This is a genomic window from Herbiconiux sp. UC225_62, from assembly GCF_042694625.1.
Classification (GTDB): Bacteria; Actinomycetota; Actinomycetes; order Actinomycetales; family Microbacteriaceae; genus Herbiconiux.
Genome location: NZ_CP170551.1, coordinates 3,972,556 through 3,996,347, shown reverse-complemented (window position 1 = coordinate 3,996,347; position 23,792 = coordinate 3,972,556). Strand labels below are relative to the sequence as shown.

At 68.6% G+C, this 23,792-nt stretch carries 17 protein-coding genes and 1 other RNA gene; 7 read left to right on the top strand and 11 right to left on the bottom strand.

The window, feature by feature from the left end; all coding sequences use genetic code 11:
* Positions 1-2 precede the first annotated feature (2 nt).
* Positions 3-737, top strand: coding sequence for a zinc ribbon domain-containing protein (locus ACFJGU_RS19470; RefSeq protein WP_382305805.1), 735 nt, complete (start codon positions 3-5; stop codon positions 735-737).
* 1 nt (position 738) lies between these two features.
* Here ACFJGU_RS19470 and rnpB read toward each other — a convergent pair.
* The 4 genes from rnpB to panB all read right to left on the bottom strand — a co-directional run bounded on the left by rnpB (position 739) and on the right by panB (position 3,056).
* An RNA gene (rnpB, locus tag ACFJGU_RS19465) (RNase P RNA component class A) lies at positions 739-1,118 on the bottom strand.
* 48 nt (positions 1,119-1,166) lie between these two features.
* Complete coding sequence (ppgK, locus tag ACFJGU_RS19460) at positions 1,167-1,946, bottom strand: polyphosphate--glucose phosphotransferase (RefSeq protein ID WP_382305803.1); 780 nt, start codon at positions 1,944-1,946, stop codon at positions 1,167-1,169.
* Positions 1,947-1,971: 25 nt separating this feature from the next.
* A complete protein-coding gene (locus ACFJGU_RS19455; RefSeq protein WP_382305801.1) occupies positions 1,972-2,160 on the bottom strand; it encodes an SPOR domain-containing protein in 189 nt (62 codons plus the stop codon).
* Positions 2,161-2,222: 62 nt separating this feature from the next.
* Positions 2,223-3,056: a 3-methyl-2-oxobutanoate hydroxymethyltransferase gene (panB, locus tag ACFJGU_RS19450; protein ID WP_382305799.1), complete on the bottom strand. Its 834-nt coding sequence runs from the start codon at positions 3,054-3,056 to the stop codon at positions 2,223-2,225.
* A gap of 75 nt (positions 3,057-3,131) precedes the next feature.
* Here panB and ACFJGU_RS19445 point away from each other — a divergent pair, with 75 nt between their 5' ends.
* The gene (locus ACFJGU_RS19445; protein ID WP_382305797.1) at positions 3,132-5,081 is read left to right on the top strand and encodes a hypothetical protein; all 1,950 of its coding nucleotides are present in this window, start codon (positions 3,132-3,134) and stop codon (positions 5,079-5,081) included.
* 77 nt (positions 5,082-5,158) lie between these two features.
* On the opposite strand, the gene ACFJGU_RS19440 is transcribed toward ACFJGU_RS19445, so the two are convergent.
* The gene (locus ACFJGU_RS19440; RefSeq protein WP_382305795.1) at positions 5,159-6,898 is read right to left on the bottom strand and encodes an NAD+ synthase; all 1,740 of its coding nucleotides are present in this window, start codon (positions 6,896-6,898) and stop codon (positions 5,159-5,161) included.
* 56 nt (positions 6,899-6,954) lie between these two features.
* Between ACFJGU_RS19440 and ACFJGU_RS19435 the strand changes: the two genes are divergently transcribed.
* The 3 genes from ACFJGU_RS19435 (at position 6,955) to ACFJGU_RS19425 (ending at position 13,360) form a co-directional block, all read left to right on the top strand.
* Positions 6,955-8,292 (top strand): glutamine synthetase family protein, encoded by a 1,338-nt coding sequence (locus tag ACFJGU_RS19435; protein WP_092552591.1) that lies wholly within the window; start codon positions 6,955-6,957, stop codon positions 8,290-8,292.
* Between the two features lie 26 nt (positions 8,293-8,318).
* The gene (locus ACFJGU_RS19430; protein ID WP_382305793.1) at positions 8,319-11,318 is read left to right on the top strand and encodes a bifunctional [glutamine synthetase] adenylyltransferase/[glutamine synthetase]-adenylyl-L-tyrosine phosphorylase; all 3,000 of its coding nucleotides are present in this window, start codon (positions 8,319-8,321) and stop codon (positions 11,316-11,318) included.
* A 95-nt stretch (positions 11,319-11,413) separates the two neighbouring features.
* Positions 11,414-13,360 carry a cell wall-binding repeat-containing protein gene (locus tag ACFJGU_RS19425; RefSeq protein WP_382305791.1) on the top strand — a complete coding sequence of 649 codons (1,947 nt, stop codon included), beginning with the start codon at positions 11,414-11,416 and terminating at the stop codon, positions 13,358-13,360.
* 371 nt (positions 13,361-13,731) lie between these two features.
* Here ACFJGU_RS19425 and glnA read toward each other — a convergent pair whose 3' ends face one another.
* The 3 genes from glnA to ACFJGU_RS19410 form a co-directional block, all read right to left on the bottom strand.
* Positions 13,732-15,156, bottom strand: a complete 1,425-nt coding sequence (gene glnA, locus ACFJGU_RS19420) for a type I glutamate--ammonia ligase (protein WP_382305789.1) — start codon at positions 15,154-15,156, stop codon at positions 13,732-13,734.
* 163 nt (positions 15,157-15,319) lie between these two features.
* The gene (locus tag ACFJGU_RS19415; RefSeq protein WP_382305787.1) at positions 15,320-15,730 is read right to left on the bottom strand and encodes an RDD family protein; all 411 of its coding nucleotides are present in this window, start codon (positions 15,728-15,730) and stop codon (positions 15,320-15,322) included.
* Between the two features lie 7 nt (positions 15,731-15,737).
* Positions 15,738-16,451 (bottom strand): DUF4191 domain-containing protein, encoded by a 714-nt coding sequence (locus ACFJGU_RS19410; protein WP_382305785.1) that lies wholly within the window; start codon positions 16,449-16,451, stop codon positions 15,738-15,740.
* A gap of 138 nt (positions 16,452-16,589) precedes the next feature.
* Between ACFJGU_RS19410 and ACFJGU_RS19405 the strand changes: the two genes are divergently transcribed.
* Positions 16,590-18,170: a hypothetical protein gene (locus tag ACFJGU_RS19405; RefSeq protein WP_382305784.1), complete on the top strand. Its 1,581-nt coding sequence runs from the start codon at positions 16,590-16,592 to the stop codon at positions 18,168-18,170.
* Here ACFJGU_RS19405 and sucB read toward each other — a convergent pair.
* From sucB to ACFJGU_RS19390, 3 genes are all read right to left on the bottom strand, one after another.
* A complete protein-coding gene (sucB, locus tag ACFJGU_RS19400) occupies positions 18,167-19,672 on the bottom strand; it encodes a 2-oxoglutarate dehydrogenase, E2 component, dihydrolipoamide succinyltransferase (RefSeq protein ID WP_382305783.1) in 1,506 nt (501 codons plus the stop codon). The genes ACFJGU_RS19405 and sucB overlap by 4 nt on opposite strands.
* Before the next feature lie 49 nt (positions 19,673-19,721).
* Positions 19,722-21,095 carry a dihydrolipoyl dehydrogenase gene (gene lpdA, locus ACFJGU_RS19395; RefSeq protein ID WP_382305781.1) on the bottom strand — a complete coding sequence of 458 codons (1,374 nt, stop codon included), beginning with the start codon at positions 21,093-21,095 and terminating at the stop codon, positions 19,722-19,724.
* 89 nt (positions 21,096-21,184) lie between these two features.
* Positions 21,185-22,714: a leucyl aminopeptidase gene (locus ACFJGU_RS19390; protein ID WP_382305779.1), complete on the bottom strand. Its 1,530-nt coding sequence runs from the start codon at positions 22,712-22,714 to the stop codon at positions 21,185-21,187.
* Positions 22,715-22,834: 120 nt separating this feature from the next.
* Here ACFJGU_RS19390 and ACFJGU_RS19385 point away from each other — a divergent pair, with 120 nt between their 5' ends.
* Entirely contained in the window at positions 22,835-23,767 is a 933-nt protein-coding gene (locus ACFJGU_RS19385) for a proteasome assembly chaperone family protein (RefSeq protein ID WP_382305778.1), read from the top strand.
* Positions 23,768-23,792 lie beyond the last annotated feature (25 nt).

Below are 23,792 nucleotides of genomic sequence, written 5' to 3'. Positions count from 1 at the left end.
CGATGAAGGCTCCGGCCCTCGAACAGCGCAAGCTCCTCGACCTGCAAGCTGCCGACAACCGCATCTCGCAGCTGAACCACTCCCTGCGCACCCTCCCGCAGGAGGCGCGGCTGGCGGAGTTGCAGCGTGACTCCATCGCCGCCCGGCAGGAGTTCGGCGGCGTCAACGGCGAGCTCGAGGACGCACGGGTCGAGATCAGCCGCGTCGAGGCCGACATCGAGACGGTGGCGGCGCGTGAGAAGCGCGACCGCGAGCGACTCCAGGCGAGTGCCTCGACGAAGGACATCCAGGGCCTCGAGCACGAGCTGGCTTCGCTGAAGGTGCGCCGCTCGAACCTCGAGGACATCGAGCTCGAGGTCATGGAGCGGGTCGAGGAGATCGAATTGCGTCTCGCCGCGATCACGGCCCGCCGCGACGACATCGCCACCGAGGAGCGGCTGCTCGCCGCCCAACGCGACGAGCAGAAGGAGCGGATCGCCGCCCAGCTCGCCGTCGCGCAATCGGAACGCTCCGCCATCGCGGCGGGCGTCGGCGCCGAGCTTCTCGCCCTCTACGAGCGCCAGCGGGAACGCTACGGCATCGGCGCCGCCCTCTTGCGCGGCGGCGTCTCGCTCGGCAGCAACGTCGCCCTGAACGGCACCGACCTCGCCGCCATCCGCTCCGCCGCCCCCGACGACGTCGTCCTCGACCCCGACAGCAACTGCATCCTCATCCGCACCGAGGAGTCGGGCCTCTAGCGTGAATGGGCCGGCGATACGCCGGGTTCTGTGGGGGAGCGAACTCCCTGACGGCCATCTATCTCGGGACTACGTTGCCGCAGCCCTCCAGCGGTCTACCCGGAAGCTGAGCGAGCAGCGTTAACGCTTCCTGTCTGACCTTGCTCCGGGCGAGGTTTACCGAGCCGACTGCGTCACCGCAGCCTCTGGTGGTCTCTTACACCACCGTTTCACCCTTACCGCAGGCCGAAGCCTGAGGCGGTCTACTTTCTGTGGCACTGTCTCGCGGGTTGCCCCGGGTGGGTGTTACCCACCGCCCTGCTCTGTGGAGCCCGGACGTTCCTCGGCACCGCACCCGGCCCGGAAGCGCGGATGCGGCGACGCGACCGTCTGCCGGCCCATTCACGTGGACCAGCCTACGGCACGCCGTCGCCGGCTTCCGTTGTGTGGCTACTCCAGGAAGGTCGTCTTCATGGTCGACAGGCACGCCGCCCCGAGGATGCCCGCGTTGTTGCGGAGCGCCGCCGGGATGATCGGCGTGTTCAGGTGCAGCAGCGGGAGGAACTCCTCGTAGCTCTTCGAGACGCCGCCGCCCACGATGAACAGGTCGGGCGAGAAGAGGCGCTCGAGCGTGGAGTAGTACGTCTGCAGGCGCTCGGCCCACTTCTTCCAGCTGAGGTCTTCGCGCTCCTTGGCCGAATAGGCCGCCTTGGTCTCGTAGTCGACGCCCTCGATCTCGAGGTGCCCGAGCTCCGCGTTCGGGATGAGCACGCCGTCGTAGATGATCGCGCTGCCGATACCGGTGCCGAGCGTCGTCATCATGATCAGCCCGCCCTTGCCTTTGGCGGAGCCGTAGTGCACCTCGGCGAAGCCGGCGGCATCCGCGTCGTTCACGAAGGTGATGTCGCGGCCGAGCACGCTCTCGAAGAGCTTCTCGGCCTCGAAGCCGATCCACTTCTTGGAGACGTTGGCGGCCGACATCGTGACACCGTGTCTGACCACCGCGGGGAAGCAGATGCCGACCGACGCCGAGGCGGGGATGTCGCCCAGTGACTCCACCAGATCGCTAACCGTCTTCGCGATGTCGTCGGGCTTGCCGCCCTCGGGCGTGGCGAACTTCTTGCGGTCGGTGAGGAGCTCGCCGGTCGTGACGTCGACGATCGCGCCCTTGATCCCGGTGCCGCCGATGTCGATTCCGACGGCGACGGTGTCGGGCATGTTCTCGGTCATCTGTTCGTCTCCAGTCGGACCGGGGTCACTTGTTGTCGGCTGCGTCGTCTTCGGCCCACTTCGCGCTGTTGGCGCGGAGCTTCTCGAGCGCGTGCTCGGCCTCTTCGTGGGTCTCGAACGGCCCGACGCGGTCGACGACCGACGACACGTAGCCCTTCTCGACCTCGCCGGTCTTCATGTTGTACCAATACTGGGTCGAGGGGTCTTCGCTCATCATTCCTCCGTTGCCGTGGGTCTCGTCGTACTCGTCGTTCTCGTCTTCTTGCTCGAGCAGCGTCAGTCGTAGCTGTGCTCGGGCCCAGGGTAGCTGCGGTCGGCCACTTCTTCGCGGTACTGGAGCACGGCGGTGGTGAGCGCGCCGCGCAGATCGGCGTACTGTTTCACGAATTTCGGGATGCGTCCGGTGGAGAATCCGGCGAAGTCGGTCCAGACGAGCAGCTGCCCGTCGACGTCGGGCCCGGCACCGACCCCGATGGTGGGGATGCGCAGAGCTTCGGTGACGCGCTTCGCCGCGACCGCGGGCACCATCTCGAGCACCACGGCGAACGCGCCCGCCTCCTCGACGGCCAGGGCGTCGGCCACCAACTGCTCCTCGCCCTCGCCGCGGCCCTGGATGATGTGGCCACCCAGCCCGTGCTCGCTCTGCGGGGTGAATCCGATGTGCGCCATGACCGGGATGCCGGCGTCGACGATGCGCCGGATCTTGTCGGCACTGCGCACGCCGCCCTCGAGTTTCACGGCGTGGGCGCCGGTCTCCTTCATGAACCGCACGGCGGTGTTCAGGGCTTCCTCGGCGCTGTTCTCGTAGGACCCGAAGGGCATGTCGGCGACGACGAACGCACGCTTCACCGCACCCGCGACGGCGCGGGCCAGCGGGATCAGGTCGTCGACCGTGACCGGCAGAGTCGTGTCGTAGCCGAGCACGTTGTTACCGGCCGAATCTCCCACGAGGAGGAAGTCGATGCCCGCTTCGTCGAAGATCTGCGCCGAGAGCTGGTCGTAGCTGGTGAGCCCGGTGATCAGGATGCCCGTCTCCTTCGCGTTCTGGAAATGACGGGTGCGCACGCGCTTGATGACCGCTTTCTCAGCGGGCGATGACTGCTCTGGCATGTCATCAGTCTAGTTCCGCGGCATCCCCCCACTGATGCGTTAGGTTATGGCTTACGTAACCCGAATGCGTGAATCGTGAACCCAAGTCGAAAGGGAGACGTGGGCCGTCGAACTATTGCGCAGCTCGTGCTGGGGGCCGCCGTCGCGGCGTCGTTGATCGCGGGACAGGCGCCCGCCGCAGAAGCGGCGACGATCGCCGAGCGCAGCTGTGAGGCCGGTCTCCCGGACACCGCGGTCTGCGGAGACCTCTCCGTTCCGGAGAACCGCGGCAACCCGGCATCCCGGGCCATTGAGCTGCCGTACGTGGTGATTCCGGCTTCCACGCAGCCCGCCGCCGGAACCCCGATCATCACGATGGCCGGGGGCCCTGGTCAATCGTCGACCGAGGTCGCCGAGGCCCTCGCCGCCGATCCGCGCATCGGAGGCACGAGGGACGTCGTGGTGCTGGCCCAACGCGGCAGCACCGAGTCGAGCGCGCCGCTGGACTGCCCGGCCGCCACCTCGGCCTACGTCGACACTTTCACTGAAGAGGAGTCGCCCGCCGACGAGATGGCGGATGTCGGCCTCGCCATGAAGAACTGCCTCACGGCGTTCGCCGAAGACGGCGGCGACGTGCAGGGCTATACGAAGTCCGAGACGGCCAACGACATCATCGAGCTGCGGCAGATGCTGCAGTACCCGGCCTGGACCCTGTTCGGCGACTCCTGGTCGACGAAGGTGATGCAACTCGTGGCGAACCGCGACTCCGCCGGTGTCGACGCCCTGGTGCTGAACTCCTTCAGCCCCGTCGACCGCGATCTGAAGGGCGACGCGTACCTCGCGCTGTCGGACACCCTCTCGCGGTTGTCGGAGCGTTCCGGGGGTGAGTATCCCGACCTGAACGCCGACCTCACCGCCGCGGCCACCGTGTTCAGCGACGACCCGGTGCACGGCCTGATGACGAACCCCGTCACCGGCAAGCAGCGCTACTACTCACTCACCGGTTCGGATGTCGTCACCATCGTGCAGCAGGCCCTCTACGACCCCGCCACCGCGGCGGCGGTGCCCTACCTGCTCTCGCGCCTGGCCGACGGCGAGACGGATGCCATCAACCCGTTCATCCCGGACGCCATGTCGCATCTCACCCGCACCAGCCTCGGGCAGTACTGGGTGGAATCGTGCCGCGACGAGCAGCCGTTCTGGAGTGCCGACCCCACCGTCCCCGCGGCGGAGGGCGCCGAGGACACCGATCCGACCCCGCTTCCGGTGCTCACCTACCTCACGGCCGCCGACGAGATCTGTGGGTCACTCGGACTCGTGCCGGAGCCCGCGGAATACCGGGCACCGCCGCCGGTCGCGCAGCCGACCCTGATCTTCGCGAGCGACACCGATCCGCTGATCTCGGTCGGGGCGGCCCAGTCGGGCCAGCCCGCCTTCTCGTCGAACCAGCTCGTCGTGCTCCAGTCGACCGGTCGCGCCGGAGTCACGGCGGATGCCTGTGGCATGGATCAACTCGCCACCTGGCTGGCCGCGCCCGGCACGGCGGTGGAGACGACCTGCACCGATCAGGTGGATGCGTTCCCGATCCTCTCGGCCGACTCCGTGCATCCGACGTCCCGCTTCGCCTCGGTGGTGGCGGCGGTGGATCAGAAAGACCTCTTCCAGCTGACCATCCCGCTCATCTTCGCGGTGTTCGCGGGGCTCTGGCTGGTGGGCTGGCTGATCGCGGTGCTGGTGCAGATCCTGCGCCACGAGCCGTTCGGACTGATGATCGCGAGCGGTATCGCGCCGGTGACCGGAGCCGTCTTCCTCCTCGCGCTCTGGCTCACGGTCTCGTCGGCGATGATCGCGACGCCGGCGTTCCCGCTCGCCGGGGTGCCCACCATCGTCCCCTGGCTCGGTATCCTGCTCGGGGTCGGCTTCCTCGGCATCATCCCGGTCTGGCGCCTCGGCGGCCGTGCGAGCGCCGCTCTCGCAGCCGGCGCCACCCTGGTCTGGCTCGCGATGATCATCTGGTTCGTCTGGATCGCCGTCCTCCCCAGCTGAACCGCTCGCGCCGAATCGCCAAGACACGCCGCAATGGAGTGGGGCGTTGCGGCGTGTCTTGGCGACTCGATGTCGGGTCAGACCGCGGTGGGGCGATACGTGATCGGGAGGCGGCGGTCGCGACCGAAGGCGGTTCGAGAGATCTTCGGGCCGATGGCGCTCTGGCGGCGCTTCCACTCGGCCCGGTCGACGAGCTGGGTGATGCGCTCGACCGTCGGCCGGTCGAACCCGAGCTCCACGATGTCGGAGATGCTCAAGCCGCCGTTGATGTAGGCCTCGAGGATGGCGTCGAGCACGTCGTACTCGGGCAGCGAGTCCTGATCGGTCTGGTCGGGCCGGAGCTCCGCCGACGGCGGCTTGGAGATCGAGTTCTCGGGGATCGGGGGAGTCTCGCCGCGCTCGGCAGCGTGCGCGTTGCGCCAGCGCGCCAGCTCCCACACCAGCATCTTCGGCACGTCTTTCAGCGGCCCGAAGCCGCCGACCGAGTCGCCGTAGATCGTCGAGTACCCGACCGCCAGCTCGCTCTTGTTACCCGTGGTGAGCACGAGGTGCCCCTCCTGGTTCGACAACCCCATCAGGATCACGCCTCGGGCGCGCGCCTGCAGGTTCTCGGCCGCGACATCGGTCAGCCCGAGCTGCACCTCGAAGGGCAGCACGAGGTCGGCGATGGGCTCGGTTCGGAAGTGCAGGCCGATGCGGTCGGCCAGGTCGTCGGCATCCGACCGCGAATGGCCCGAGGAATAGCGCGAGGGCATCGACACGCCGAAGACGCGGTCGGGCCCGATGGCGTCCGCGGCGATCGCGGCACAGACCGCCGAGTCGATGCCGCCCGACAACCCCAGGATGACGGAGGGGAAGTGGTTCTTCTCGACGTAGTCGCGCAGCGCCAGCACCAGCGCGTTCCAGATCTGCTCGCGGTCGTCGGGGAGTTCCGCGATCTCGGCTGGGATGTCGGGCTTCTCGTTCGACGGCGTTCCGGGGGAGAGCTCGACGCGACGCACGTCGTCGGGGAGTTGCGCATCCGTCGCCGCCTCCGGATCGAGGTCGACGACGAGCAGGTGTTCCACGAACTGCGGCGCCCGGGCGAGGATCGCTCCGTCGCTGCCGACCACGACGCTGTCGCCGTCGAAGACCAGGTCGTCCTGGCCGCCCACGAGGTTGACGTAGGCCACGATGGTGTCGGTCTCGATGGCGCGCCGGGTGACCAGGGGCAGACGCACCTCGTCTTTGTCGCGCTCGTAGGGCGATCCGTTGATCACGACGAGCAGTCCGGCGTCGGCGTGCAGCACCCTCCCGACGGGGCCACCGTCGCGCCACAGGTCTTCGCAGATGATGAGGGCCACGTCGATGTCGCGGATGCGCAGCACGAGCAACTCGTCGCCGGGGATGAAGATGCGGTACTCGTCGAAGACCGAGTAGTTGGGTAGATGGTGTTTGGCGTACCGGGCGACGACCTTGCCGCCCTGCAGCACGCTGGCGGCGTTCTGCGCGATGGCGGTGGGCGCGTTCGAGGTGCCGAGGAGGCGCGGCTCGAAGGGACCGTCGGGATGACCCACGATCACCGGGATGTCGCCGAGCCCCGCCTCGGCCAGCTCGCGGGCCAGGGCGTGTACCCGCTCGTGCGCCGCGGCCAGGAAGCTCGGTCGCATCGCGAGGTCTTCGATGGGGTAGCCGGAGATCGCCATCTCGCCGAAGGCCACCAGGTCGGCCCCCTTCGCCGAGGCATCGCGCACGGTGTCGATGATGGAGCGGGCGTTCCCGTCGAGGTCCCCCAGAACAGGGTTCGTTTGGGCCAACGCTAAGCGAAGTCTCGGCATAGCCACTAGCCTAATAGGGGCATGAACCGATGCCGGAGAGAGGGTTTGTTCCGCCGATGGATAAGCAACGGGACTTCGTTCTTCGCACAATTGAAGAACGAGGCATCAAGTTCGTGCGACTGTGGTTCACAGACGTCGTGGGAACCCTGAAATCCGTCGCCATCGCTCCGGCCGAGGTCGAGGGCGCCTTCGCCGAAGGACTCGGATTCGACGGTTCGGCCATCGAAGGACTGACCCGCTCGTTCGAGGCCGACGTGCTCGCGCATCCCGACCCCACCACCTTCCAGATCCTGCCTTGGCGGGGTGAGATCGACCCCACCGCGCGCATGTTCTGCGACATCACCACGCCCGACGGGCAGCCCGCCGTGGCCGACCCGCGCAACGTGCTGAAGCGCACCCTCGCGAAGGCGGCCGATCGCGGCTTCACCTTCTACACGCATCCGGAGATCGAGTTCTACCTGCTGAAGTCGTCGCAGTACGGGCCCGACGGCCCGGAGCCGGTCGACTCCGCCGGCTACTTCGACAACGTGCCCGGTGGCACCGCGCACGACTTCCGTCGCCGTTCGGTGCGGATGCTCGAAGACCTCGGCATCTCGGTGGAGTTCAGCCACCACGAGGCCGGCCCCGGGCAGAACGAGATCGACCTGCGCTACGCGGATGCGCTCACCACGGCCGACAACATCATGACCTTCCGCACGGTGATCAAGGAGGTGGCGATCGAGCAGGGCGTCTACGCCACGTTCATGCCGAAGCCGCTCTCCGGGCATCCGGGATCGGGCATGCACACCCACCTCTCGCTCTTCGAGGGCGACGCCAACGCCTTCTACGAGGCCGGCGCCGAGTACCAGCTGTCGAAGATCGGCCGCAACTTCATCGCGGGTCTGCTGCGCCACGCCCCGGAGATCACCGCCGTCACGAACCAGTTCGTGAACTCCTACAAGCGCCTCTGGGGCGGCGACGAGGCCCCGAGCTTCGTCTGCTGGGGCCACAACAACCGTTCGGCGCTCGTGCGCGTGCCGCTCTACAAGCCCAACAAGGGCCAGTCGTCGCGCATCGAGTACCGCGCCATCGACTCGGCGGCGAACCCCTACCTGTCGTACTCGCTGCTGCTGGCGGCCGGTCTCAAGGGCATCGAGGAGAACTACGAGTTGCCGCCCGAGGCGGAAGACAACGTGTGGAGCCTCACCGACGCGGAGCGCAAAGCCCTCGGCTACGACCCGCTGCCGGCCTCGCTCGACCGCGCCATCAGCCTGATGGAAGAGTCGGAGCTGGTGGCCGAGACGCTCGGCGAGCAGGTGTTCAACTACGTGCTGCTCAACAAGCGGCAGGAGTGGAAGGCGTACCGCGCCCAGGTCACGCCGTACGAGCTCGAGTCCAACCTCGAAATACTGTAGAAGAGGCCTCGCCCTCTGACGCACTGATGCCTCGTTCCGCAACCACCCTCACCGATCTCGCCCGAGTGGGTTTTGCCCGACTCGGCTGGGCCGGCGAGGAGTTGCGCGCACTGGCGTCGGAGGCCGAGCTCGGCCTCGACGAGCTGCTGCCCGCGTTCTCGCTGGCCGCCGATCCCGACCTCGCTCTGAACGGCGTGAAGCGGATGCTGCAGCGAGCCCCGTCGATCATGATGGAGGCTCTGCACGACCCGATCGCCCGGCAGCGCGTCATCCGGGTGTTCGGGGCGTCGGAGGGTCTGACCGACTTCTTCGCGCGGCATCCGGAGCAGCTGCCCGTGCTCGGAACTCCGACCCTCGAACTGCTCGACGAGGAGGGCGCCAAACGCGAGCTGCTCGCCTCGGTCGGAGCGGTGGACGGCTTCTCCACGGTGCTGGGGGAGGATGCCTGGACGGCGTTGCGCATCCGGTATCGCGTGTTGTTGGCGCTGGTGACGGCCTACGACCTGGAGCAGTCGAACCCGGTCGCGGGGATCGACACCATCGCGCGGGCCCTGGCCGATCTGGCCGCCGGCGCCCTCGAGGCGTCTCTGGCCGTCGCGCGGTCGCAGGTGTCGACCAAGGGGCACGGGCTCTGGTATTTCCCGCTCGACGACGTGCGAGCCACCCGCTTCGCCATCATCGGCATGGGCAAGGCGGGCGCCGCGGAGCTGAACTACGTCAGCGACGTCGACGTGATCTTCGTGGCCGAGGGATCGACCACGCCCGAGAAGGAGCTGCCGACCTCCACCGCGGTGGAGATCGGCACCCGCCTCGCCATGGTGACGATGCGCGGCATCGGTGAGACCGGACTCGAACCCGGCCTCTGGGAGGTCGATCCGAACCTGCGACCCGAGGGCAAGGCCGGGGCCCTGGTGCGCTCGCTCGAGTCGCACGCGGCCTACTACGACCGCTGGGCCAAGAACTGGGAGTTCCAGGCCCTTCTCAAGGCGCGACCGCTCGCCGGCGACGCCGCCCTCGGCGAGGACTACACCCGCCTGGTGGCGCCGAAGGTCTGGTCGAGCGCCTCGCGCGAGAACTTCGTCGAGTCGGTGCAGCGGATGCGCGAGCGCGTGACCGAGCACATCAAGCCCGACGACGTCGAGTACCAGCTGAAGCTCGGACCCGGCGGCCTGCGCGACATCGAGTTCACCGTGCAGCTGCTGCAGCTCGTGCACGGCCAGGTCGACGAGAGCGTGCGCCAGCGCGGCACGCTGCCCGCACTGGCGGCCCTGGCGGAGGGTGGCTACATCGGGCGGGTGGAGTCGGTGGAGTTCGCTCAGGACTACCGCATCCTGCGCCTGCTGGAGCACCGGATGCAGCTGCGCCACCTCAGCCGCACCCACCTGATGCCCCGTGACGAGGCGGAGCAGCGGGTGCTCGCCCGCGGCAGTGGCCTGGCCACCAGCGCCGACGAACTGATCGCCCGCTGGACCGACATCAAGGTGCGGGTGCGGAACCTGCACGAGCGTCTGTTCTACCGGCCCCTGCTGGCCGCCGTCGCGGCCCTCTCGCCCGACGAACAGGCGCTCACCAGCGCACAAGCAGAGGCACGGCTCGCCGCCATCGGATTCCAGAACCCGGCCGGCGCCCTCGCCCACATCGCGGCGATGACCTCGGGCGTCTCGCGGCGCGCGGCCATCCAGCGCACCCTGCTGCCCGTGATGCTGCAGTGGTTCGCGAACGGCCCCGATCCCGACTACGGTTTGCTCGCGTTCCGCCGGCTCTCCGACACGCTGGGCGAGAGCTACTGGTTCCTCCGCATGCTTCGTGACTCCTCGGGCGCGGCCGCCCGGCTCACGCAGGTGCTCTCGGGCTCCCGGTTCGTGGGGGAGCTGCTCGAGCGCATCCCGGAGGCCGCCGCCTGGCTCGAGAACGACGAGGAGCTGCGACCGCGGGGAATGGCCGTGCTCGAAGACGAGACCCGGGCCATCGTGGCCCGCCATGACACACCGGATGCCGCGGCCATGGCATTGCGGACCCTGCGGCGCCGCGAGGTGCTGAGGCTCGCGATCGCCTCGATCCTCGGCATCGTGACCGTCGAGGAACTGGGCCGCGGCCTCACCGACATCACCACGGTGCACCTCGAGGGCACGCTCAGCGTCATCCGGCAATCCGCGGCGCTCGTGAACGGCGACGGGATCGAGTTCGCGATCATCGGCATGGGCCGGTACGGCGGCGGGGAGCTGGGATTCGGGTCGGATGCCGATGTGCTCTACGTCTACCGGCCGGTGCGCGTCGACAAGCCCACCGCGCAATCCGTCGCGCAGTTCATCGTGAACGAGCTGGTGCGGCTCACGGAGGATGCGCGGCTGCCACTCGACCTCGACATCGACCTGCGCCCCGAGGGCAAGAACGGCCCGGCCGTGCGCTCGCTCGACTCCTACGCCGCGTACTACGAGCGTTGGTCGCTCACCTGGGAGGCGCAGGCCCTGCTCCGCGCGAACGGTGTGGCGGGAGATCGTGCGCTGATCGAGTCGTTCCACGCGCTGGCCGACACCGTGCGGTATCCGCGGGCGATCTCGGAGACCGAGATCCGCGAGGTGAAGCGCATCAAGGCGCGGGTGGAGAAGGAGCGGTTGCCGCAGGGCGCCGATCCGGCCCGGCACCTGAAGCTCGGGCGTGGTTCGCTCTCCGATGTCGAGTGGTACGTGCAGCTACTCCAGCTGCAGCACGCCGCGCAGCTGCCGGCCCTCCGCACGACCTCCACGCTGGCGGCCCTGTCCGCGGCCGAGGATGCCTCGCTCATCAACCACGACGACGCGCGCAAGCTCCACGACGCCTGGATCTTCGCCTCCCGCGCGCGCTCGGCGATGACGCTGTGGACCAACAAGACCTCCGACGTGCTGCCCGCCGACCGCCGGCAGCTCGAGGGTGTGGCGCGGCTCATGGAGTACCCGCCGGGCTCGGCCACGCAGCTCGAGGAGGACTACCTCGGTGTGACGCGGCGGGCTCGCACGGTCTTCGAGCGGCTGTTCTACGGCGTCTGAGTCCGCGCCCCCCGCGTTGGGGATGCCGGTGCGCTCCGGCCGTCTGGAAGAGTGGTCGAGGACTCGCCTCGGGGGTGGTGTCGGACGGGGGAGTAATGCGCGTACGTCATCGTTTCTGGGCAGCATCCTCGGTCGTGGCGCTCGTCGCCTCGGCTGCCGTGATGGCGAGCGGGCCCGCCCGTGCCGATCCAGCGCCGTCGCCGGTGCCCGACGGGGTGTACCTCAGCTCTTCGTGGATCAAGCCCGGCGAGACGGTCTGGGCCTCGTTCGTCGGCGACAGCGGATGCGAGAGCATCCAGTCGGCGGTGTTCAACGGTTCGGCCGGCCCGACGACGATTCCGGTGCAGGGCTTCGGTGACGGGTACTGGATCACGCGCGGGTTGGCCTTCGTCGATGCGCAGAACAAGCCGCTGCCGCTCGGCAACGGCTTCGCCGAGCGGGGCGATCTCGTGCTCACCTGCGCTCCCAGCGGGGGTGGCGCGACGAACACGCTGACCTTCCGGCTCACCGTGAGCACCCTCCCGCAGCCGAGCATCTACCACAGCGCCACGGCGTGGACCTGGTACACGCCGGGCAGTGTGACGACGGGCGCGAAGGTGCGGATCAATGCACTCGGCTTCCACCCCGGGGAGGGCACGACGGTGTCGATCCTCAACGCGACGAAGTTCTACGGCCCTGGCGGAGGAGACCTGAGCGCGGCCGGTGCGGCGCCCGTCGAGGTCGCCGCCGATGGCGAGGGGGCCGTGACGGCCGAGGTGACGGTGCCCGCGGGGTGGACGAGCACCGACGAGCTGAACGTGGTCGTGTCGGGCATGATCGACCGCTACCTGCTCGTCTCCGACGGCGGCGAGCCGATCAACGGGGTGCCCTCGCTCGGACTGTCGGCGCCCGGAGCGGCCGTCGCCGGGGGAACGGTGACCGTGAAGGCGGCCGGCTACGTGGCGGGTGAGACCGTCGCGGTCGCCCTGCACTCCGAGACCGCACCGGCGGTCCTGCTCCGTGCCCTCACCGCCGACGCGAGCGGAGCGATCTCCGGCCAGGTGAACCTGCCCAACGGCATCACACCGGGCTCCTACCGGATCTGGGCCGGGGCTCAGGCGATCAGCTATCTCCTGCTCAACGATCCGTTGACGATCGCGGAGACCGCACGTATCCAAGCCCCGGATCGCTTCTCGAACGCGGTCGAGATCGCGAAGCAGGCTTTCCCGAGCGGAGCACCCGTCGTGTACGTGGCCACGGGTCTCAACTACCCCGATGCCCTCGGTGCAGGTGCGGCGGCAGCGTCGGCGGGTGGGCCGCTGCTGCTGACGGCTCCGACCGAGCTGCCGGCGGCCGTGAAGGCGGAGATCGAGTTCCTCGGGCCGCAGCGGATCGTGGTGGTCGGCGGTCCGAACTCGGTCTCGCCGGCGGTGTTCTCGCAACTCCAGGGAATGGCTCCGACCGTGGACCGCCAGGGCGGCGCCGACCGATACGAGGCGTCGCGCAACATCGTGACAGGGCAGTTCGACCACGCGACGACCGCGTTCATCGCGACCGGCGCCAACTTCCCGGACGCGCTCAGTGCGACGAGCGCAGCGGCCAGCCTGGATGCGCCGGTGGTGCTGATTCCGGGGTCGAACGCATCCGTCGACCAGCCGACGCTCGATCTGCTCGACTCGCGCGGGGTGACCGACGTCACCATCACCGGTGGCCCGAACTCGGTTTCTCCGGCCATCGAGACGCAGCTGAAGACGAAGTACGGTGCTGATCATGTCACCCGGATCGGCGGGGCGGATCGCTTCGAAGCTTCGACGGCGATCAACACGACGTACTTCGCTTCGGCGAGCGAGGCCTTCCTGGCGACGGGCAGTAACTTCCCCGATGCATTGGCCGGAGGGGTGCTCGCCGCCGTGCGGTCTGCTCCACTGCTCGTGGTGCACGGGGACTGCGTGCCGGCATCCGCCCTCGACGCCTTGCAGTCGTGGGGGGTCACCAAGGTCACGCTGATCGGTGGACCCGCGTCGCTCACCTCGGCGGTGTCGCGGTTGCAGACGTGCTCCTGAGCTGACGTGGGCCACGGGATGGTCGCTTTGCACGACGACGTGGACGTGATCCCGCCTCGGCACGCCACCGACCCGCGCGAAACCGACTGGGCGTAGGCTGAAACCAGTCGTCCGGAGTTCGACCCGAAAGTCGAAACTCCCCGCCAGGCGATTATTGGGGAATCGCCTGGCGGGGAACGCTACCGGCTCGCAGCAGTGTTGGGGACACCGCCCGGGCGAAACCGGCCCGTACAGACCTAGACGTCCTCGATCTGCCTCAACAAATGTAGACACGATGCACGGATGTCCGCATCGGCGCTCAGGAAACTCCCACGGAAAGCACGAGGGCCGCTCCCCGAAGCGGGGAGCGGCCCTGGCGTGCTCGTGGAGTCTTACACCCCGTAGTACAGCTCGTACTCGAAGGGGTGCGGGCGCTGCGCGATCGGCTTGATCTCGTTCTCCCGCTTGTAGGTGATCCACGTCTCGATCAGGTCGGGCGTGAACACGTTGCCCTTGGTGAGGAACTCGTGGTCGGCCTCGAGCGCGTCGAGGGCCTCGCCGAGCGACGCCGGCACCTGGGGGATGTTCTTGGCTTCCTCGGGGGGCAGCTCGTAGAGGTCCTTGTCGACGGGCTCGTGCGGCTCGATGCGGTTCTGGATGCCGTCCAGGCCCGCCATGAGCTGCGCCGCGAAGGCGAGGTAGGGGTTGCCCGAGGCGTCGGGCGCACGGAACTCGATGCGCTTGGCCTTCGGGTTGGTGCCCGTGATCGGGATGCGGATCGACGCCGAGCGGTTACCGGCCGAGTAGACCAGGTTGACGGGAGCCTCGAAGCCGGGAACCAGGCGGTGGTACGAGTTCACCGTCGGGTTCGTGAACGCGAGCACCGCGGGGGCGTGCTTCAGTAGACCGCCGATGTACCAGCGGGCGAGGTCGCTGAGTCCGCCGTAGCCGGCCTCGTCGTAGAACAGCGGCGAGCCGTCGTTCCAGAGCGACTGGTGGGTGTGCATGCCCGACCCGTTGTCGCCGAAGAGCGGCTTCGGCATGAAGGTGGCCGTCTTGCCCCAGAGGTTCGCCGTGTTCTTCACGATGTACTTGAACTTCAGGATGTCGTCGGCCGCGTGCACCATGGTGTCGAAGCGGTAGTTGATCTCGCCCTGGCCGGCGGTGCCGACCTCGTGGTGGGCGCGCTCGAGGATGAGACCGGAGTCGATCAGCTTGAGCGAGATGTCGTCGCGCAGGTCGGCGTGCTGGTCGACCGGGCTGACGGGGAAGTAGCCGCCCTTGTAGGGGGTCTTGTTGGCGAGGTTTCCGCCTTCTTCGACGCGGCCCGTGTTCCAGGCGGCCTCGGAGGAGTCGACGGAGTAGAAGCTCGAGTTCTGCTTCACCTCGTAGCGCACGTCGTCGAAGATGTAGAACTCGGCCTCAGGAGCGAAGAAGGCGGTGTCGGCGATGCCCGTCGACGCGAGGTACTTCTCGGCCTTCTTGGCAACCTGACGCGGGTCGCGGGAGTAGATCTCGCCGTTGCGCGGGTTGTAGATGTCGAAGACGAGGATGAGGGTGCGCTCGGCGCGGAACGGGTCGATGTAAGCCGTGGAGACGTCAGGGATGAGCTGCATGTCCGACTCGTGGATCGACGCGAAACCGCGGATCGAGGAGCCGTCGAAGAGCTGACCGACGGCGAAGAACTCCTCGTCGACGGTGGCGGCGGGGATGTTGAAGTGCTGCTGGACACCGGGAAGATCGGTGAACCGGATATCAAGGAACTTGACGTCCGTGTCCTTGATGAACTTGAGCACCTCGGAAGAGTCACTGAACATGTGAGAGATCTCCAAATGGCTTGGTACAGAAAACAGCTGCAGATGCAGCCACCGCCACCCTAGAGGGGCGGCATTACCCGGCGGTGTCGCAATTGTTTCCGGGATGTTACGAACCCTCCGAAAAGGCCTGTGATTTCGGCCATCTCGGGCTCGGAGCGCGGCTTCAGCGTTTGACCAGTACCGTGCCGGCGAAGACGTCGTGCAGGCCTCGCTGGTCGGAATCCCAGATGACCGCCGGGATGACGAGCATGAGCAGGAGTGTGCGCACGATCGGGCGCCACCAGCCCGCGTAACTTCCGTCGAGGCGCACCACACGCATCCCGAGCAGCAGATGGCCGAGCCCACCGCCCAGGGTGATCATCAGCACGACCTGCTCGAGGAAGAAGATGATGCTCGAGGCGAAGGGGTTCTCGAAGAAGAACGCGAAGTAGATGACGTAGCAGAACGCGAAGTCGATCAGGAGGGCGGCGATGCGACGGCCTGATCTCGCGATCGAGCCGTGGCCTTCCCGGTTGAGCCCGAGACGCTCTCCCGGCCAGTTGCTCGGAGCCGCACCACCGGAGACGCTTGCCACCCCGGTCTCAGCGGCCGCGCTGCGGACGCATCCGCATCGGGTCGATGCCCTTCGGGATCGGCAGGGGAGACGATGAGAGCGAGGTGAGGCGGTTGGAGACGGCCATGACCTCGGGCTTGGTGAGGTTCGGCTTGATGCGCGCCATCTTGGCGGCGACGCGGTGCAGGGGGATCGCATCCGGATCGGGGCCGACCGACAGGAACGTGACGGGCACGTTCGGGAGGATGCGGAGCACCTTGCGGCGCTCCTCTTCGAGCATCTTCGTGGTGCGCGAGCGTGGGCCCTCGCTGATCAGCACGACCCCTCCGCGGCCGACGGCGCGGTAGACCGCATCCTGCGTCTTGCCGTTCACGGCGACGGGCATCTCGCTACCTCGCCAACTCCGCTTCAGCGAGCTGCGCAGCACGGCGCCCACGGCACCGGGCTGCCCCTCGATCTGCTTGTAGGCGGCACGCTCGGCACGTCGGCCGAGGATGATCAGCGCGGCGAGCAGACCGCCGAGAACGCCGGCGAGGATCCACATCACCATCGCGAACGCGTTGTCGCGCGAGAAGATGAGGGCCAGGGCGACACCGACGAGGACGGGCAGGCCGAAGCCGAGGGCCATGAACCAGATGGCCTTCTTGTCGTAGCGGCGGGTCATGTTGAAGACCTGCCACATCTGCTTGATGCGGCCCGGCTCTTTCGGGGCTTTGGGTGTTGCGTCGGTCTTGCGTGCCATGCCTCCAAGGATACTTCGTCCCACCGACGGCGGAAGCCACGATGTGAGCAGTCCTCCACAGGCGAACGGGTGCGTGAAAGCATCCCCAGATCGCCGAGACGGGGCGACGGCAGACGCGTCGGAGCGGATGCTCGTGGCATGACACGTCTTACTCCTTCGGCTCCCTTCTCCTCGGTCGGACCAGTGGTCGCGGGGTATCGGCTCGACGAGCTGATCGGCGTCGGCGAGTCGGCGAACGTCTACGTCGGGATGCTGGATGTCGACGGCTGGGCCTTGGGGGCCGGAGGCAGCGATCCGGTGGCGGTGAAGCTGTGCCTGGCGTCGGGCTTCCCGTCGCGGGTGGAGGATTTCGACGGTGCCGATGCCGGAGCTGATGCCGGAGGAGGTGGAGGCGACGGTGGAGGTGGAGGCGACGCGGGGAGTGGTAGGGGCGGCATCGACGGCGTAACCGGACTGAATGGGGAACGGGACGGCCACGGCGTCACCGGTGGCGTCGGCGTCGGCGTCGGCGAGCGTATCTTCGAGGCCGCTGGGCGTGCCGCGGAGTGCCGTGCGCTCGCCCTCCGGCCGATCATCGCGATGCCCCGCCTGATCGACCTCGCCACGACCGCTCGAGGCGAACTGCTCCTGGTGATGACGATGTGTCCCGGCCGGCCGGCGCATTCGGCGGGTCTGCGTGCCCGCACACCACCCTTGGATGCGGGCGAGCTGTCGCGCCTGATCGGGGAACTGCACGAAGCGGGCGTCGCGCACGGCGGCCTCGACCCGGGTGCAGTGCTCGTCGACGACGACGGCGCCCATTCCCTCGTGGGCTTCCGCTCAGCGCGGTTCGCCGGGGAAACCGGGTTCTCCGCGGCAATCGGCGCCGACCTCCGTGCGGTCGCCTCCCTTGCGCGGGTCCGCCCTGTCCTCGCCTCGTTCGCGCATCACTCTTCGACCGGTAGCGTGCTTCCACTCCCGGACACAGAGGGGTCGCCGGGTCGCGCAACGGTCCTGGGGGTCGGGCAGTACGACTCCCTGGAAGAGGAGTTCGACGGAGCCGGCGATGCCTGGGAGTGGGTCGACGATCGGGTGGAGGAGCCCGGTCATGAGCCCGCGTTCCTGGAGACGTTGGAACCGGCGGTCCTGGCGCTTCGGGAGAGTGGTGCCGCTCTGCGGGGCCTGATGCGAGTCCGCTCGGCGGGGGTCATGGCATCGCGACGGCGGCGCATCCTCGTGGCCGGAGGCGCGCTCGTTGCGGCGGCGGCAGTGGCAGGCTGTTTACTCATCCCAGCGAGTGGATCGGACACGGCGCAGCCCGCGATCGCGACTTCCCCCGTCGAACGCACGCCGGGGGCGCGGGAGACGGCTGCCGGCGCGGAGGCGCCGACTGCCTCCGAACCGGACGACCCCGTGCAGGCCGTGTCGGGCTTGCTGGAACGGAGGCAACGCTGTCTGCGAAGCACTGCGCCTCGGTGCCTGGACGCCGTCGATCAGTGGGACTCGCCCGCGCTGCTCGCCGATCAGGAGATCGCTCGGGCGAACCCGTCATCCGACGACCCGCTGGCGTCGATCGCGGGAGTCGAGCTCGTCCAACGCATCGGCGCGACGGCGCTCCTGCGCGGCACGATCGACCAGGCCGACGATCCGGAGACGACCAAGCCGGTCTCGCTCCTCGTGATGAGGGGCGAGACCGGCTGGAGGCTTCGGTCGTATCGGGTCGGGCGGGGGCCCGACTAGATGCCGAGGTCGGCTTCGAACGATCCGTCTTCGAGGCGGCTCTTCACGGCGGTGAGGAAGCGTGCCGCGTCGGCGCCGTCGACGATCCGGTGATCGTAGCTGAGCGCCAGGTAGACGATGGAGCGGATGGCGATGGCCTCGCCGCCGTCGACCTTCACCACGGCGGGCTGCTTCACGACCACGCCGGTGCCGAGGATCGCGACCTGCGGCAGGAAGACCAGCGGGGTGTCGAACAGCGCGCCCCGCGAACCGGTGTTCGTGAGCGTGAAGGTGCCGCCGGCCAGCTCGTCGGGCTTCAGCTTGTTGTTGCGGGTGCGCTCCGCGAGATCGGCGATCTGCGTGGCGAATCCGGCGATGTCGAGGTCGCCGGCGTTCTTCACCACGGGGGTGAGGAGGCCGCGCTCGGTGTCGACCGCGATGCTGATGCCCTCGTGGTCGGGGTAGACGATGTTCTCGCCGTCGACCGTGGCGTTGATGATCGGGTACGCCTTCAGGGCCTCAGCGGCCGCGAGGGCGAAGAACGGCAGGAAGGAGAGCTTGGTACCGGTCTTCTCGAGGAAGCGGCCCTTCACCTGGTCGCGGAATGCGGCCACCTTCGTGACGTCGACCTGCACGACCGTGGTGAGCTGCGCCGACGCCTGCATCGACGCGACGGCGCGCTCGGCCACGACCTTGCGCAGTCGCGACATCGGCTGCGTGGTTCCGCGCAGCGGTGAGACCTCGAGCGGTGCGCGGGTCGACGGAGCAGCGGAAGCGGCCGGAGCCGAGACCGCGGCGAGCACGTCCTCCTTGCGGATACGGCCGCCGACGCCCGAGCCGGACACGGTGGCGAGGTCGATGCCGCGGTCGTGAGCGAGCTTGCGCACGAGCGGGGTCACGTAGCCGGCGTTGCCGGCGCCGCCTGCAGGTGCAGCTACCGCGGGCGCCGGAGCAGCGGCGGGTGCCGGCTCAGCGGCCGGAGCCGGTGCGGCGGGCGCGGCCGGAGCCGGAGCCGCCGGTGCCGGCGCAGCAGCCGGCGCGGGGGCGGCCGCGACAGGCTCAGGAGCCGCAGCAGGCGCCTCCTGCACGGGTGCGGGAGCGGCGGCGGGTGCCGCCTCAGCGGGCGCCGGAGCCTCGGTCGACGGTGTCACGACCTCGGCCGGAGCCTCCTGAGCCGGAGCGACCGGCTCGGCTGCCGCGGCAGGTGCCGGTGCGGGGGCTGCTTCAGGCTCCGGAGCGGGCTCGGCGGCCGGCGCGGGCGCTTCGGCAGCCGGGGCGGCGCCCGATCCGTCTCCGATCGTCACGAGAGCCGTTCCGACCTCGACCGTCTCGTCCTCCTGGACGAGGATGGCCTCGATCACGCCCGCGACGGGCGACGGGATCTCGGTGTCGACCTTGTCGGTCGAGACCTCGAGCAGCGGCTCGTCGACCTCCACCCGGTCGCCGACGTTCTTGAGCCAGCGGGTGACCGTACCTTCCGTGACACTCTCGCCGAGTGCGGGAAGGTTGACGGATTCGCTCATGACCTTGTCTCCTTATGGAACCGTTCGTTGATAAGCCGTGTTGGCAGGACTAGATGGCGTGCAGGGGCTTGCCGGCCAGCGCGAGGTGCGCCTCGCCGAGCGCCTCGTTCTGGGTGGGGTGCGCGTGGATCAGCGACGCCACGTCTTCGGGGTAGGCCTCCCAGTTCACGATGAGCTGGCCCTCGCCGATCAGTTCGCCCACGCGGGCGCCGATCATGTGGATGCCGATGACCGGCCCGTCGTTGACGCGCACGACCTTCACCGACCCCGTGGTGCCGATGATGTGGCTCTTGCCGTTGCCTGCCAGGTTGTAGTCGTAGGCCGAGATCTTGTCGGCGCCGTACTTCTCGGCCGCCTTCGCCTCGGTGAGGCCGACCGAAGCGACCTCGGGGTCGGAGTAGGTGACCTTCGGGATGTTCACGTCTTCGACGATCTGCGGGTTGAGCCCCGCGATCTCCTCCGCCACGAAGATGCCCTGCTGGAAGCCGCGGTGCGCGAGCTGCAGGCCGGGGACGATGTCGCCCACGGCGTAGACGCCGGGAACGCTCGTCTCGAGGCGGTCGTTGGTGATGACGAAGCCGCGGTCGATCGTGACACCGGCCTCCTCGAAGCCGAGGCCCTGGGTGGCCGGTCCGCGGCCGACGGCCACGAGCAGCAGCTCGCCGTCGAAGGTCTTGCCGTCTTCGAGCGAGACGACGACGCCGTTCTCGTTCTGGGTGACGCCCGAGAACCGCACGCCGAGGTTGAAGGCGATGCCGCGCTTGCGGAAGGCGCGCTCGAACTGCTTCGAGATCGCCTCGTCTTCGTTGGGCACCAGGTGGGGGAGCGCCTCGACGATGGTGACGTCGGCTCCGAACGACTTCCAGACACTGGCGAACTCGACGCCGATCACGCCGCCGCCGAGGATGACGACCTTCTGCGGAACGTAGTCGAGTGTGAGCGCCTGCTCCGAGGTGATGACCCGGCCCCCGATCTCGAGACCGGGGAGAGTGCGCGAGTAGGAGCCCGTGGCCAGCACGATCTTCTTGCCGACGATCGTGTCGTCGCCGACCTGCACGGTGGTGGGGGAGGTGAGGCGGCCGGTGCCGGCGATGGTGGTGATGCCACGGGCCTTCACGAGGCCCTCGAGGCCCTTGAACTTGCTGGAGACGATGCCCTCGCGGTAGGCCGTGACCGCCGCGATGTCGATGCCGCCGAACGTGGTGTTGACACCGTACTTGGCCGACTCCCGCGAGACGTCTGCGACCTCGGCCGAGTGCAGGAGGGCCTTGGTGGGGATGCAGCCGCGGTGGAGACAGGTGCCGCCGACTTTGTCCTTCTCGATCATCGCGACCGAGAATCCCAGCTGGCTGGCCCGCAAGGCGGCCGCATAGCCGCCGCTGCCGCCGCCGAGAACCACAATGTCAAAATTCTGTTCCGACACCAAGCAACTCCCTCGTGCATCAGGATTCCGCCTCACATCGTTCGGATGCTGACGGAGATGGGCGAGATTTTTTCGCCCATACGACCTTACTACGCGCGGGAGGACCGCTCGGCAAATCGGAGCAGGGTGCGCACGGTCGCACCGGTCGGTCCTTTTCCGGTGAATCCGTAGCCCGCATCCTTGTTCTGGGCGGCGCCGGCGATGTCGAGGTGCACCCAGGGGATGCGCTCGCCCTCGTCGTTCTTGCCCACGAACTCCTGCAGGAACACGCCGGCCACGAGCATCCCGCCCGCGGTGTTGCCGGGCTTCACGTTCGCGATGTCGGCGATGTCGGAGGCGAGCAGCGGGCGGAGCTCGGCCGGCAACGGCATGTGCCAGAGCGTCTCGCCCGCTCCGCGCGCGGCCTCGAGGACTTCGGCCACCAACGCATCGTCGCCCATCGTGGCCACGTAGCGGTTGCCGAGAGCCACCACGGCGGCGCCGGTGAGCGTGGCCACGTCGATGATCGCGTCGGGCCGCTCCTCGCTCGCGGCGACCAGCCCGTCGGCCAGCACGAGCCGGCCCTCCGCATCGGTGTTCAGCACCTCGACGGTGCGGCCGCCGCGGATCGTGAGCACGTCGCCCGGCCGGATCGCGTCGCCGGAGGGCATGTTCTCGGCCAGGCACAGCCAAGCCGTGAGGTGGATGGGCAGTTCGAGGTCGGCGGCGGCCAGCACGGCGGCGAGCACCGTGGCCGATCCGGCCATGTCGTACTTCATGCCGATCATCGACACCGGCGGCTTGAGCGAGAGCCCGCCCGTGTCGAAGGTGATGCCCTTCCCCACCAGGGCCACGTGCCGGGTCGCGCCGGCAGGGGAGTAGTCGACCCGCACCAGGCGGGGCGGCCTCGTCGAGCCCTGCCCGACTCCGGCGATACCGCCGAAGCCCTCGGCGACGAGCTCCTGCTCGTTCCACACCGTCACGGTGAGCGGGCGACCCTCGGCGAGTTCCTGCACGCGTTCGGCGTAGTTCGAGGGATAGAGGTCGAGCGCGGGGATGTTCACGAGGTCGCGGACCAGGGCGACGGCGTCGACGGATGCTCGTGCCCGGCGGAGCGCACGGGCATCCGCTTCCGTGTCGCCCGTGCCGGCCACCGCGATCTCACGCGACCCGGCCGAGCCCGCAGCCGAGTCCGAGTCCGAAGCCGACGGCTCATCGCGACCCGCGCCACGGTAGTCGGTGTAGTCGTACGATCCGAGTCCGGCGCCTTCGAGCACCGCTTCGAGTTCGGCGGCCGAGTCGACCCCGAAGTCGAGCACCAGCCGGTCGCGACCGCCCAGGCGGCGCGCGGCGACGCCGGCGGCGTAGCGGAGCTCGTCCGCACCCGCGGTCGCGGTGCCCAGTCCGACCACCGCGATGCTCGCCGCGGTGACGCCCGACGGTGACGGGAGACGCACCACCTCGTCCTTCTTGCCCGAGAAGCCGACCGCGCGGAGGGAATCCGCCAGTCCGTCCAGAACCTCGCCCTGCACCGTCGCCGTCTCGGCCCCACGTTCCCCGCCGACCGAGGCGGCGACCACGAACAGGTCGGTGACGCGTGGTTCGGAGCCGGACAGGAGGGAGACGGTCGCAGAGGTCATGCGGCCATGTTAGGGCGGCGACACGATTCCGGCGCGGCCCCCGCCTATTCCCGATCCGTGTTCGCTCTGGGCATGCCAGCGGAGCCGGACGTGGGAAGGGCGCCGGTTTAGAGTTGTTGCATGGAACAACCGAGCGGACTCTATGAAGTCGTGGCCGATGCCGGTCTCGTTCCCGACGGGCTGAACCTCGTCGCCGCTCTCACCGGATTCACGGATGCGGGCGGTGCGGTCGCCCAGCTGGGCGAGTACCTGCTCGACAACCTCGACAGCACGGTGGTGGCAGAGTTCGATACCGACACCCTGCTCGACTACCGCGCCCGGCGTCCGATCATCACCTTCGATCAGGATCACCTGAGCGATTATGAGCCGCAGACCCTCCGCCTCCACTTGATGAGCGACGAACTGGGCCAGCGCTTCCTCTTCCTCACCGGCTTCGAGCCCGACTTCCAGTGGGAGCGGTTCAGCGCGGCCGTGATCGAGCTCGTGCAGCTGTTCCACGTGAAGACCACCACCTGGGTGCACGCGATCCCGATGCCCGTCCCGCACACCCGGCCGATCAGCGTGACCGTCAGCGGCAACCGCATCGAGCTGATCGACGCGCTCTCGGTCTGGCGTCCGAGCACACAGGCGCCGGCCAACGCCCTGCACCTGGTGGAGTACCGTCTGCAGGAGCTCGGACATCCGATCGCCGGGTTCGTGCTCCTGGTTCCGCATTACCTGGCCGACACGGAGTTCCCCAGTGCTGCGCTCGTGGCGCTCGAGAGCATCAGCTCCGCGACCGGGCTCATCTTCCCCACCGACCGGCTCCGCGAGGAGGGCCGGGTGTTCGTCGGCAAGATCGACGAGCAGGTCGAGTCGAACGCCGAGCTGGGGCGTCTCGTGCACACGCTCGAAGAGCGGCACGACACCTACATGGAGGGCAACGGCCTGCGTTCCCCGCTCACCGACGTCGACGGCGAGCTCCCCTCGGCCGACGAGATCGCCGACGAGCTCGAGCGCTTCCTGGCGGGCAATCGCCCGGGCGACGACCCCACCGACGGTCGGCCGCGCTGATCGAAGGGCCGTCGGCGCGCGAGTA

Coding starts and splice junctions, on each gene's coding strand:
- ACFJGU_RS19470 (WP_382305805.1), top strand. CDS start 3: ATGAAGGCTCCGGCCCTCGAACAGCGCAAGCTCCTCGACCTGCAAGCT.
- ppgK (WP_382305803.1), bottom strand. CDS start 1,946: ATGACCGAGAACATGCCCGACACCGTCGCCGTCGGAATCGACATCGGC.
- ACFJGU_RS19455 (WP_382305801.1), bottom strand. CDS start 2,160: ATGAGCGAAGACCCCTCGACCCAGTATTGGTACAACATGAAGACCGGC.
- panB (WP_382305799.1), bottom strand. CDS start 3,056: ATGCCAGAGCAGTCATCGCCCGCTGAGAAAGCGGTCATCAAGCGCGTG.
- ACFJGU_RS19440 (WP_382305795.1), bottom strand. CDS start 6,898: ATGCCGAGACTTCGCTTAGCGTTGGCCCAAACGAACCCTGTTCTGGGG.
- ACFJGU_RS19435 (WP_092552591.1), top strand. CDS start 6,955: ATGGATAAGCAACGGGACTTCGTTCTTCGCACAATTGAAGAACGAGGC.
- ACFJGU_RS19430 (WP_382305793.1), top strand. CDS start 8,319: ATGCCTCGTTCCGCAACCACCCTCACCGATCTCGCCCGAGTGGGTTTT.
- ACFJGU_RS19425 (WP_382305791.1), top strand. CDS start 11,414: ATGCGCGTACGTCATCGTTTCTGGGCAGCATCCTCGGTCGTGGCGCTC.
- glnA (WP_382305789.1), bottom strand. CDS start 15,156: ATGTTCAGTGACTCTTCCGAGGTGCTCAAGTTCATCAAGGACACGGAC.
- ACFJGU_RS19410 (WP_382305785.1), bottom strand. CDS start 16,451: ATGGCACGCAAGACCGACGCAACACCCAAAGCCCCGAAAGAGCCGGGC.
- ACFJGU_RS19405 (WP_382305784.1), top strand. CDS start 16,590: ATGACACGTCTTACTCCTTCGGCTCCCTTCTCCTCGGTCGGACCAGTG.
- sucB (WP_382305783.1), bottom strand. CDS start 19,672: ATGAGCGAATCCGTCAACCTTCCCGCACTCGGCGAGAGTGTCACGGAA.
- ACFJGU_RS19390 (WP_382305779.1), bottom strand. CDS start 22,714: ATGACCTCTGCGACCGTCTCCCTCCTGTCCGGCTCCGAACCACGCGTC.
- ACFJGU_RS19385 (WP_382305778.1), top strand. CDS start 22,835: ATGGAACAACCGAGCGGACTCTATGAAGTCGTGGCCGATGCCGGTCTC.